General features: G+C 43.5%; 6 protein-coding genes. 5 read left to right on the forward strand and 1 reads right to left on the reverse strand.

Going from position 1 to position 13,721, the window contains the following annotated elements:
* Positions 1–255: 255 nt before the first annotated feature.
* Genes BMW86_RS22100 through BMW86_RS22120 form a run of 5 tightly spaced genes read left to right on the forward strand, consistent with a single transcriptional unit; the run spans position 256 to position 11,499 of the window.
* On the forward strand, positions 256–1,392 hold the full coding sequence (locus tag BMW86_RS22100) for a Gfo/Idh/MocA family protein (protein WP_089784118.1): 1,137 nt from the start codon (positions 256–258) through the stop codon (positions 1,390–1,392).
* A 41-nt stretch (positions 1,393–1,433) separates the two neighbouring features.
* A complete protein-coding gene (locus BMW86_RS22105; RefSeq protein WP_089784119.1) occupies positions 1,434–2,024 on the forward strand; it encodes a phage tail protein in 591 nt (196 codons plus the stop codon).
* A 13-nt stretch (positions 2,025–2,037) separates the two neighbouring features.
* Positions 2,038–3,201, forward strand: coding sequence for an ABC transporter substrate-binding protein (locus BMW86_RS22110; RefSeq protein WP_089784120.1), 1,164 nt, complete (start codon positions 2,038–2,040; stop codon positions 3,199–3,201).
* Positions 3,202–3,214: 13 nt separating this feature from the next.
* Complete coding sequence (locus BMW86_RS22115; RefSeq protein ID WP_089784121.1) at positions 3,215–10,585, forward strand: Ig-like domain-containing protein; 7,371 nt, start codon at positions 3,215–3,217, stop codon at positions 10,583–10,585.
* 8 nt (positions 10,586–10,593) lie between these two features.
* Positions 10,594–11,499, forward strand: coding sequence for a PorP/SprF family type IX secretion system membrane protein (locus BMW86_RS22120; protein ID WP_089784122.1), 906 nt, complete (start codon positions 10,594–10,596; stop codon positions 11,497–11,499).
* Between the two features lie 57 nt (positions 11,500–11,556).
* Here BMW86_RS22120 and fusA read toward each other — a convergent pair whose 3' ends face one another.
* Entirely contained in the window at positions 11,557–13,620 is a 2,064-nt protein-coding gene (gene fusA / locus BMW86_RS22125) for an elongation factor G (protein WP_089785746.1), read from the reverse strand.
* Between the last annotated feature and the right edge of the window lie 101 nt (positions 13,621–13,721).

Consider the following 13,721-nt stretch of genomic DNA (forward strand, 5'->3'; position numbering starts at 1 on the left):
TATCAGGGGTCTTTTTAAGTGTATTGATATTTTCTTAACAAGAAAGGACTCATAACGAGCTGTTGTTTGTTAATAGGTACGTAGTATTATTACTACATATCTAAAATGATTGCTTTTTGATGAAAAGAAAATATATCTTTGCCTCTACATTGGAAATTTTACCCGGACAATTTATTAAAGAACCTCGATTACATTGTTTTGTCTATTTGTTGGTGCCTACGTTTTATTTCTTATACCTAATAGGATTTACTCTGTATGCGAATTTCAAACAGACGGCATTTCTTAAAGAATGCTGCTATGCTTGCCCCTGTGCTTACCTTTTTGCCTTCTTATCTGAATGCGGGGACAGGGTCCCGATTACGTGTAGCTTTTATCGGTATTGGTCCATGGGGACAACAGTATCTTTCTCATGCCTTACAGCATAGAGATCTTGATGTAAGGGCTATTTGCGACATTGATCCGGTAGCTGTACGAACAGGACTGGAGCTCTTTAACAAAGCAGGTTATAGTCGCCCGGATGTATATACCGATGGCTATAAAACATTGCTGGAACGCAAAGATATTGATGCAGTATTGATAGCGGCTCCATGGCATCAGCACTACGAAATAGCCAGGGCAGCGATGCTCGCCGGTAAACACGTAGCCTGCGGAACGATAATGGGGACAACCCTTGCGGAACATTGGGACATTGTACGCACAAGTGAGCAAACGGGCTGTCAGTATTTTACATTGGATGAACATAACTATCGCAGTGATCTGATCGTTGCGGCTAATATGGTGAAGGAAGGTGTTTTTGGTACAGTGGAAGCAGTACGTGCCGGTGCAAATCATCATCAGTTGAATGGTGAACGTACACCTTATCCTGTGTATCCTGCAACAGCAGTAGCGCGGATTACAGGGAATGCATTTGTATCGTTGCGTACTACGAAGGAGAGACAGCAGTATGTGGTTAAAAGACCACATCCCAAAACTGGCTTGTCCTTTACCAGTGGTATGTTGGAGACTATTACGCTGACAACTGCAGAAGGACAAACAGTGCAACTGCAATCAGGTGCAGGAGATCTGTCTACCGGTTTTCACGTTAAAGGAAGTAAAGGCAGCTGGATGGATGTAGCTAAATCCATTTATAAGAAAGATGCTGTCAACCACGTATGGGAAGCTGATAAGCCTTACCTGCAGGAATATACGATTGCTATGCGGAATGAACGTTTCAAACGCAGCCCGGAAAATGATAATGTAGCGCTTGCGTTGCAGGATTTTATTACCGGAGTGAAAGAGTCTTCGCATAGTGTGTATGCAGCAGCTACCAATAGCATTATCGGGCCATTGGCAGTGTTATCTGCAAAGCGTGGAGGCACAAGCATTGATTTTCCTGATTTCAATAAAGGATAACCGTTAACTATTATTATATCACTTAAATTTTCTCTTGAAACATGGATGCATTTCTGGCGCTAATCTGCGCATTCGGCGGTAATTTCAACCCCAGGGGCTGGGCATTTTGTTATGGCCAGCTATTGTCAATTTCACAGAATGCCGCATTATTCTCTTTACTGGGAACTACTTATGGCGGCGATGGTATGACTACCTATGGCTTACCTGATCTGAGAGGTCGTACACTTATCGGACAAGGGCAGGGTGTTGGTCGTCCAAATTATACTTTAGGGCAAACAGGTGGTGCTGAGTCAGTGATACTGACAATCAACAATCTGCCTGCACATACGCATACCACGGATGTAAGTACCCTGATTGTAACGCCATCAGCATCAACTGCAGCAGCTACTACTAATACTCCGGGTCCTACGCTTGTACCTGCTGTATTACCTACAATTGGGGGTGGTCCAAGTGCTACTCAAATCAAAGGTTATGCTGTGAAAAATGATAGTACAACACTGGCCGCAGGCACTGTAACTGGTAGTGTAACTATTGGTGCTACCGGTAGTGGCGCAGCTGTAGCTACTCAGGACCCTTATCTGGCAATCAGTTATATTATTGCTTTAGAAGGTATTTTCCCTAGCCGTAATTAATTAGTAGTATAGTATGAAGCCACCCCTCACTATTGGGTTCCTCACTCCTTATTCTGGTATTTATCCGCATTACTCCAGCCACCTGGTTACAGGTTGGTTATTGGGTATGGGGCTTGATCCTGTACGACAAAGGTCTGTACAGTTTATGTTTGAGTATACTCAAATGGGAGGGGTGGAAGCATCTGTTGCTGCTGCCCGTAAACTGCTTTTTTTTAACAGGGTGGATATACTGTCTGGTTTAGTCAGTTACAAAGCTGCACCCGGATTGATCCCGTTAATTGAAAACGATAAGAAGCCTGCTTTCTTCTTTGATATGGGGGAATATGTTCCACATTTTCCTTACCTGAGCCCTGATGTATTCTATGCATCGCACCAGCTATGGCAATCACAGTATGCATTGGGTCATTGGGCACAAAGTAACCTGGGGAATGGCGGGCGGATGATAATGCCTGTATATGAGGCAGGTTATCATCTGACTGGTGCGTTTCAACAGGGAGTAGCGGCAGCAGGCGGCACGCAGATCAGTTTTAATGTATTACCGTTTGATCATAATGAACCGGACCGTATGGAGCTAGATGCTATTTTTGATCAACTATCAAAAGATGCCCCGCCATACGTACATGCTATATTTGCCGGCAACATGGGAACCAGGTTCCTGGAAAAATGGATACAGAGTGGTTTCCATAAAAAGATCCCCTTGCTGATAAATGAAACAATGGCATATGATGATATACTGGATGATATAAAACATGCAGACCTGCAAATATATACATCCATGATGTGGATGCGTGAAGATGAAAATAAAGCCAATCAGGCATTTGTGAAGAAGTTTGAAAGTATTGCACATCAGCCAGCTAATATGTATGCTTTAATGGGATATGAAGCAGGACTGATGTGGAGAGAGTTGTTGCCCCACGCCCAAAAAAGAGATTGGGATACCGTTAAGCAGTTACTAAGAACTGGTGTCATCAATGGTCCCAGGGGAGAGAAGAATTTTTATCCTTCCTCAGGATTTGCTTTACCGGTATCTAACATTATAAAAATAACTACCTCAGGAAATAAAATAAATAAAATTATTGTTGATCAGGGAAAAGGAATGCGCTATGATGCGAAAGAATTTGAATTGATCCATAATGAATCCGTGTCAGGATGGCAAAACCCCTTTCTCTGTATTTAATTAATATGTTCATATGAAGAACACTTTTACAAAATTTATCAGCAAGCTATTGCTGATATTATGCTTTTTGTTCACTGGCTATCAGGGCTTCGCTCAGTATACGGCGACTACGATAGCTACTGGTGGTGGTGAGTATCCTGCCATGGCTAAAGACCAGTCGAATAATATATACGTGGTGCGGCTGACCAGTGGCGTCAATTACGAAGTAGTTAAGTTTACTGGCGGTGATCCGGCTGTTGCTACAGTGCTTATTACTGGTTTGAATGCAGGCTCAGGAAGCCTTATTTTTTCCTGGGGACTTGCTGTGAACAGCAGCGGAGATGTATTCGTAACAAATGCTAATCAGGATGATGGCTGGGAAATTATTAAATGGAGGGCTGCTACTGGTACGAGTGCAGTTATCCATACAGGTAACTATTATTCATCCCTGGCAATAGATAATTCTGATAACTTACTATCACTGGAATATGATGGGGTTAGCAATTATCAGGTGTGGAAATACCCGGCAGGTGCTGAAGGCAGTACCGGTTCTCTTGTTTATAACGGAATTACTTATCCTGGTCCCACCCTCACTTATCCCTGGGGTTTGTCTGTTGATTCCCATAATGATATTTTCTTCCTGGGTTTCCTGGAAACGAATGGCGGCAGTTTATATAAACTGAGTTATCCGTCTTATAGTCTTACTACGCTGGGAACAAACAAATCATATACTGCACTGACTATTGATGACAATGATAATTTATATACCAGTGAAGGTATAGATGCCACCACTGCGCAGGTGGTAAAGTATACATATCCTGTGACGGTTGGCGCAACAGGAACATCGATTTATGCCGGACTTGCAAGCGCCGCACCTACTTACCCATGGGGACTGGCAGTGAATAGTAGCGGACAGATATTTGCGAATGATGGCGCTGCATCAGGTAGCGGAAGAATCGTACGCCTTGATCCGCCTACTTCTTTGGTTAGCGCTGTTACGCGCTTAAATTCAACACCAACAGCTGCCACCATTGTTACTTACGCGGTAATTTTCAATAAGTCTGTTACAGGTGTTACCCCGTCATCATTCGGTTTGACCACTAGTGGTAGCGTTACAGGTGCGGCTGTATCCGGTGTATCCGGCAGCGGAACTACCTATGTAGTGAGTGTCAATACTGGCACCGGTGATGGTACAATACGGCTGAATGTAACAGGAACGGGAGTTGTTCCTACTACTACCAATGTTCCTTATACCAGTGGTCCGGCATATACAATAGATAAAACACCACCAGTTGGTTCAATAGTCATCAATAGTGGTGCAACGCTTACCAACAATGCTACTGTAACATTAACGCTTGCGGCTACGGATGCGAGTGGCATACAGATGCGTTTCTCTAATGATGGTAGTGCATGGAGTTCTTATCAAGCATATGCAACCAGCAAGTCCTGGGCGCTTTCTGCAGGTGACGGATTGAAAACGGTATATGTGCAGTATGGTGATAATGCAGGTAATATACAAGGTTACAATTCTACAATTACACTGGATCAGACGGTTCCGGTAACAACAATATTAACTGGTCCTGCTAGTCTTACAAATAGTACAAGTGCAACTTTCACTTTCTCTTCCAATGAAGCTGGCAGTACATTCCAGGGTAGTATTGATGCTGGACCATTTAATCCTATTTCGTCTCCGGCTACTTATAGCGGTCTTACAGATGGCGCACATTCGGTGTTAGTAAGGGCAAAAGATCCTGCTGGTAATTTTTCAACGCCAGTTGCTTACAACTGGACAGTAGATCAGACTGCACCAACAGTTGCATCAGTAGGGGTACCTGCTAACGGATATTATGTGATCGGTTCATCAATGAACTTCGTTGTTAATTACTCGGAGAATGTAGTGTTAGATGTAACAGGTGGAACACCTTATCTGAATGTCATACTTAATTCCGGTACTGTACAGGCTAGTTATGTGAGCGGCTCCGGTACCAGTGCATTGACTTTCACTTATGTTGTGGTAGATGGAGATGCGGATATGGACGGTCCTTCCCTGGGTGCTAACTTACAGACAAACGGTGCTACAATTAATGATGCGGCTGGTAATACAGCCGATGTTACATTACAAAATCCAGGTAGTCTTTCAGGTGTGTTCGTAAATACGACCAGACCAACAGTTACATTGGCCTCTTCAGAACTTCCTTTATTAAATCATGCTATTACTGCTACTATCACCTTTAGTGAAGCAGTAACAGGATTTACAAGTGGAGATATTCAGGCAACCAATGCAACAATTACAGCATTTACTACTTCAGATAATATCACTTACAGTATAACAGCAACGCCTGTTACTGATGGTCCGGTAAGTTTGAGTGTACCTGCTTCTGTAGCTCTGAATGTGGCTGGTAATCCAAATCAGGCATCCACAAATACGCTGAGCTTTACTTATGATATTACCAAACCGGTAGTGAGTTCAGTTAGTGCACCAGCGGATGGTTATTACAAAGCAGGTGATAATCTGGGCTTCACCGTTACATTCGATGGAGCTGTTGCTGTAAATACTACAGGTGGCAACCCATATCTTAATGTAACAATCGGCAGCAGCGTTGTACACGCAACACTTATTAGTACAACCGCAAATGCGTTGAATTTTGCCTATACTGTAGTGGATGGAGATCAGGATATGGACGGTATTGCAGTAGGTAGCCTGGTATTGAATGGCAGTACCATAAAAGATGCTGCGGGTAATAATGCTACACTTACCTTGAATAATATCGCCAGCACTGCAAATGTGTTTGTGAATACTACGCATCCTTCCGTGGTATTGTCTAGCACTCTCAGTGTTGTAAATGCACCATTTACTGCCACTATCACCTTTAGCGAAGCTGTAACAGGATTTGCTATCGGAGATATTACTGCTGGTAATGGAACCCTGAGCAATCTGCAAACTTCAGATAATATTACTTATACCGTACTGGTAACACCAACAGCAGAAGGTTCCGTTACACTGAATGTAGCTGCAGATGTTGCAGTGAATATTGGTAATAATGGTAACACGTATGCTGCACAGTTAAATGTATTGTACGATATAACACCACCTGCTGTCACCTCTGTAAGCGTACCTGCGAATGGTTATTACGTAACAGGTAACAATATGAACTTCACCGTTACATTCTCAGAACCTATTGCTATGAGTTTTGCCGGTAGTACTCCATATCTTAATATTACTATTGGCAGCAGTGTTGTACAGGCAACATATATAAGTGGAACAACGACTTCGCTGACATTCAGGTATACCGTAGTGGATGGTGATCAGGATATGGATGGTATTGCAGTAAATAGCCTGAACTTAAACGGTCACACCATAAAAGATGGAGCCGGAAATGATCTGACACTTACATTGAATAATGTAGGCAATACTTCCGGCGTGTTTGTGAATACAGCACATCCTTCAGTAGTAGTGTCAACCACTGCTCCTGCAATAGTAAACGCACCATATACTGCTACTATCACTTTCAGTGAAGCTGTAACAGGATTTACTATCGGAGATATTACTAAGACTAACGCTACACTCAGCAACCTGCAAACAGCAGACAACATTACATATACAGTACTGGTTACACCAACTGCAAATGGGAATGTAAGTGTAGCTGTTGGGGCTAATGTTGCGGTGAATATCGCTAACAATGGTAATGCTGCATCCAACACCATACTTGTAATGTATGATGCAACGGCACCGACTATTACAACAGTTGGCGTACCTGCAAATGGATATTATAAACTGGGGGCTGCACTGAACTTCACCGTTAATTACTCGGAGAATGTTATAGTGGATGTAACGGGTGGTACTCCTTATTTAAATGTGGTACTCGCTACCGGTACTGTACATGCCAGTTATGTAAGCGGTAGTGGTACAAGTGCATTAACCTTCAGTTATACGGTGCAGTCTGGCGACCTTGATATGGACGGACCAAGTCTGGGAACTAATCTGCAAACCAATGGAGGTACAATAAGAGATGCAGCTACCAACGATGCAGATGTAACATTGCAGAATGTAGGTAGCCTGACAGGTGTATTTGTAGATGGAATAAAGCCTGCTGTAGTAGTATCAACTGCTGCACCGGCATTAGTGAACCAGGCAATTACAGCAACCATCACGTTTAGTGAAGCTGTAACAGGTTTGACAACCGGAGATTTCGTAACAACGAATGCGACGGTAAGCAATCTGCAGACTTCTGACAATATTACTTATACGGTACTGGTAACACCTGTTGCGGATGGTGCAGTAGATATCAGCGTTCCTGCTGCTGTGGCTCAGGACGTTGCTGGTAATGATAATACAGCGTCCAATACAATCAGTTTCACCTATGATGGAACAGCGCCTGTTGTTACATCTGTGGCTGTACCTGCAAACGGATATTATAAAGCTGGAACTACGCTTGGCTTCACTGTTAATTTTGATGGAAACATTATCCTGAATACAACAGGTGGTACACCTTATATCAATGTGACCATTGGTTCTTCAGTTGTACAGGCAGCATGTACCGGTACATCGGGATCAGCAGCATTGACCTTCAGTTATACCGTGCAGAATGGAGATATGGATATGGATGGTATCACAGTGGGCAGCCTGGTACTGAATGGTGGTACTATAAAAGATGCGGCTACCAATAATGCGGTGTTAACACTGAATAATACAGGTAGTACAACGGGAGTATTCGTAAATACAGCGCAACCGACAGTAGTAGTATCTACCACAGCTGCTGCAAAAGTAAATGCACCATTTACGGCAACGATCACCTTTAATGAAGCTGTGACAGGTTTCGCCATAGGAGATATTGTAACATCCAATGCTACATTAAGCAACCTGCAAACTTCAGATAACATTACTTATACCGTATTGGTAACACCAACAGCGGAAGGTATAGTGACAGTGAACGTTCCTGCAAATGCTGCTGTAAATATTGGTAATAACGGTAATACGGTTTCAAATACGTTAAGTGTTACCTATGATATAACAGCGCCTGTTGTTACTGTAGTTACAGTACCAGCGAATTATTATTATAAGGCCGGAAGTAATCTTGCCTTCACAGTTCAGTTCAGTGAGAATATAGTACTGAATACAACAGGTGGTAATCCTTATATTAATGTAACGATTGGTTCTACTGTTGTACAGGCATCATTCCTGGGTACCTCAGGATTGCAGGCATTAAACTTCCTGTATACCGTGCAGAATGGGGATATGGATATGGATGGTATCACAGTGGGCAGCCTGGTATTAAATGGTAGTACTATAAAAGATGCGGCTACCAATGATGCTGTATTAACACTGAATAATACAGGTAGTACAGCAGGGGTGTTTGTAAATACATCACATCCTTCGGTGGTACTGTCTACTGCAGCTGCTGCAATTGTGAACACACCATTTACTGCAACGATCACATTTAGCGAAGCCGTAACAGGATTTGCAATCGGGGATATCGTTGTATCGAATGCCACATTGAGTAACCTGCAAACCACAGATAATATCACCTATACCGTACTGGTAACACCAGTAACAGATGGTGCGGTGAGTGTTAATGTTCCTGCTACGGTGGCTGTGAACATAGGTAACAATGATAATACTGCATCTAATAGCTTAAGTGTAATGTATGATGCTACAGCGCCTGTTGTAACTTCAGTAGCTGTACCGGCGAACGGATATTATAAGGATGGCACTACACTTAACTTTGTGGTTAACTACAGTGAAAATGTGATAGTAAATACGGCAACGGGAGTTCCTTATATCAATGTAGCGTTGACTACTGGTGGCGTAAACGCTGCATATGTAAGTGGTAGTGGTACCAGTGCATTAGTCTTCAGTTACACAGTACAGCCAGGCGATATGGATATGGATGGTATTACAGTGGTTAGTCTGGTAAGAAATGGAGGTAGTATAAAGGATGTTGCAACTAACAATGCTGTAGTGACGCTGAACAATATAGCCAGTACTGCTGGTGTGTTTGTGAATACGGCCACTCCTCTGGTATATATCTCTACCACGGCTGGTGTTATTGTAAATACACCATTCACCGTACAATTATCATTTACTGAGGCGGTGACAGGTTTGACCAGCAGTGATATTACAGCATCTAATGCAACAGTCAGCAATCTGCAAACAACAGATAATATTGTTTATACGGCGTTAATAACTCCTTTTGCTGATGGTGTTGTAAATGTTAACGTACCAGCTGGTTCAGCGGTGAACGTTGTTGGTAATGGTAATTCAGGAAATAACCTTTTAGCTATTGTGTATGATGCGACTGCTCCGGTTATTGCGACCGGCCTAACTTTCAATATTGCTGAAAGAAGCCCGGTTGGTACACTGGTTGGAACAGTAACGGCTGTGGAAGCAAGGGGTACTTTACAGAACTGGACGATCGCCAGCGATGATTCCGGTGGAGCGTTCTCCATTGATAACACTGGTAGCATCCATGTTCAGAATGTGGCACTTCTTAACAGTAAGGCGAATAGCACTGTTACGCTCACTATCACGGTAAGCGATGGATTAAATACCAGCATTGCAGAAACTGTAACAGTGAATGTGAAACTGGTGAACCAGGCACCTTTACTGGATCCTGTCAGCAGCGTGGTAATGTGTACAAACACAGATTCTCATACGATACAGTTAACCGGCGCTTCTGCGGTGGAAACTGATCAGACATATGGCTTCTCTGTAAGTGCGGATAAACCAAACTTTGATGTATTGTCAGTTAGCGCGGCAGGTTTAATTACCTACCAGCTGAAAGCAGGTACATCTGGTATCACAACAGTGACCGTAACAATTAAAGATAATGGTGGTACTGCCAACGGAGGTGTTGATACATCACGCCGCACATTTACTATCACAGCCAATAGCTTACCGCTTATCAGCATCAGCAGCGATAAAGGAAATGCGATCTCCAAAGGAGATATTGTCCACCTCACCGCAACCGGTGGTACTTCTTACAGCTGGAATAATGCAGACGGTAATATCAGCGGTCAGCTGACTGATATCCTGGAAGCAAGACCAATGGAGAACACCACTTACAGCGTAACAGTGACAGATGCAGAAGGTTGTAGCGACAGCGCAACAATCAGTGTGAAAGTGGTGGAAGACTTCAAGGTAGATGCGATCAATATCCTGACGCCAAATGGTGACGGTAAGAATGACAAGTGGGTAATCAAAAACATAGATAGCTATCCAAACAATGAAGTGAGGATCTTCGATCGTACCGGCCGACTGGTATACACACGTAGAAACTACAACAATGAATGGGATGGTACTATGAATGGTTCAGCACTTCCAGAAGGTACTTACTATTATATTTTAACGATTGAAGGTGGTAAGACTGCGAAAGGTTATATCACTATCATCAGAGACCGGAATTAACTTATTTTATGAATATACGTTCCTTATTCGTTAGCTGCCTTATTCTGGCAGCAGGTAGCAAAGCCGGTGCGCAATCACTCAGTAATGCCCAGGCATTACTTGAGCCATCCGGTACCCAGTACTTTCAAAACCAGTACCTGAGTAACCCGGCTATGGCCGGTCTTGAAAAGGGCCTCCACCTGAACGCGGCTTACCGCAAACAGTGGAGTGGTATTGATGGTGCGCCTGTAACTAAGTTCTTCACCGCAGATGGTGCGGTGGGGAACAGGGTGGGAGCAGGGCTGAACATCTTCAACGATGTGGCCGGCCTTATCAACAGGACCCGCATTGGGCTTACTTACGCCTATCACCTGCCACTGAGCGATGGTGATCATCAGTTACACTTTGGTTTAACAGCAGCATTCAATGTACAGCGCATCGATTACAAAAACGTAGACGGGGATGTTACGGACCCTTCTGTAAGTGCATTCAACCGCCGCGACGACTACTTTGAAGCGGAGTATGGTATGGCATATACGGATACCAAACTGACCCTGCAGGCTTCACTGCCAAACGTAAGGAGTATTGTTACCGGTGATAACAAAGGAGTTGACGGAGGTGGTATCTTCTTCACTGCTGCATCTTACAGGTTTGCAGTAGATGAGACGATTACCTCTGTAGAACCTAAACTCTGCTATCGCGGAATAAGGGGATATGACAATATCCTGGATGCTGGTGTGAATGTATCTTTACTGAACAATGTTGCCAATGTAATGGCGATGTATCATACTTCTAAAAGTGTGACTGCCGGTATAGGGGTGAACATCATGAAAACGGTGGGTGTACAGGCTATGTATACTTCCCAGACAGGTGGTGTGAAGACTTATGTAGATGGTACGTTTGAAGTAGGAGTAACAGTGAACCTGTTCAAATAGAGAAGACACTTTCTATATAACAACGAAAAAGGGTTGGCCAGTTGGCCAACCCTTTCTTTATTTAGCTATCACTTTTTCAGCAATACCGTTAGGTACTAACTGATAATCCTGGAATGTTAAGGATGCTGCTGCTCTTCCTGAGGAAAGTGAACGCAACACATTTACATATCCAAATAACTCGGACAACGGCACTTCTGCTTTTACATACTGCTGGTTCGCTTTCATTTCCATGCCGCGGATGATACCACGTCTTCTGTTAAGATCGCCTGTTACTACACCGGTATGTTCTTCCGGCATGGTTACTTCTACAGACATGAATGGTTCCAGCAAACGGGACGCTGCTTTTTTCGCTGCATCCCGGAATCCCATCAAAGCTGCATGTTCGAAGTCCAGTGCGTGTGAATCCGTTACATGGATGCTTCCATCCAGTAAGCGTATCCGCATGGAGTTTACCGGGTAACCGGCCAGTGCGCCTGTCTTCATCGCCTCTTCAAATCCTTTCTTTACAGAAGGGATGAATTCGCGGGGGATTGCTCCGCTTTTCACTTCATTGATGAATTCAAGACCTGGCAGTTCATCTTCACGGGGAGCCAGTTCAAACTGTATCTCCGCAAAACTACCGGAACCACCGTTCTGTTTTTTATACACTTCGCGATGGATAACGGGTAATGTAAATACCTCTTTATAGGCGATCTGCGGTTCCCCTTTATTGATTTCTACGTTGTAATCTGCAGATAGTTTTTCCATCACTACTTCCAGGTGTAATTCGCCCATTCCTTTCAGGATGGTTTGGCCGGATACTGCATCTACTTCCACTGTTAAGGTCGGATCTTCTTCCTGCAGTTTCGCTAATGCTTCTCCCAGTTTTGCCACTTCCTTTGCGGATTTCGCTTCAATAGCGTACCCGATCATCGGTTCGGGGAAACTGATCTTTTCCAGTAATACCGGGTGATCAGGATGGGAGAGGGTATCTCCGGTACGAACATCTTTGAGTCCAACGATAGCACCGATATCACCAGCATTTATCTGGTCTACGGTTTCGTATTTATCAGACATAATTCTCATCAGACGGCTGATACGTACTTTCTTACCTGTACGGCTGTTCCATAAAGTATCACCTCCGCGTAATACGCCGGAATATACCCTTACCAGTGTCAGTTTGCCTGTATATTCATCAGAGATGATCTTAAAGGCTAAACCGGAAAATGTATTTTCTATATTGGTAGTAATCTCAATTGCTTCACCGGTATCTATTGATGTACCATGTACGGAAAGGATATCTGCCGGGGAAGGAAGGTATTGCACCACTGCATCCAGCAGGGGTTGTATGCCTTTATTCCTGTAGGCTGCACCACTTAATACAGGTATTACCTGCATATTTAAAGTAGTGCTGCGTAAAGCGGATAATATTTCTTCTTCAGTGATGGCCGCTGGATCTGCTGTGTATTTATCAAAAATTACTTCATCATACAAAGACAATTCTTCCAGCAGGTTATTACGTGCTTTCAGTGCTTCTTCCAGCATGTTGGCGGGTATTTCCTGCACTTCATAATTCTTACCGTCCTGTGTAGTCCATACCAATGCTTTCATTGTGATGAGGTCAATGACTCCTGTGAAGGAATCTTCTGCACCTATGGGCAATTGCACCGGCATTACATTCGCATGTAACACGTCTCTTATTTCCTGTACAACGCGCAGGAAATCGGCACCTTGTCTATCCATTTTATTGATCAGCACAATGCGTGGGATGTTGTAATGGTTTGCCTGGTTCCATACTGTTTCGGATTGCGGTTGCACGCCGGATTTAGCACAGAACACGGCGATAACGCCATCCAGTACACGGAGAGAACGTTCTACTTCAGCGGTGAAGTCGATGTGACCTGGTGTATCAATAATATTGATCTGATGATCTTTCCAATACGTAGTAATAGCGGCAGAAGAGATGGTGATGCCTCTTTTTTCTTCCTGCGGATCGCTATCCATTACGGTATTACCTTCGTCCACACTACCTAATTTATGTGTAAGCCCTGTATAATAAAGAATGCGTTCTGTAACGGTTGTTTTACCAGCATCCACATGAGCCATGATTCCTATATTCCTGAAATTTTCTGAGCGTTTCATTGTTGTATTATTAAAAAAATAAAAATGGGTTTCCAGTCCGGTGATGCAATATGCGTAGCGCATAACATTACCGGTTATACCGTGTAAGTAATTGAGTTAAA

The organism is Chitinophaga sp. YR573 (genome assembly GCF_900110995.1).
Taxonomy (GTDB): Bacteria; Bacteroidota; Bacteroidia; order Chitinophagales; family Chitinophagaceae; genus Chitinophaga.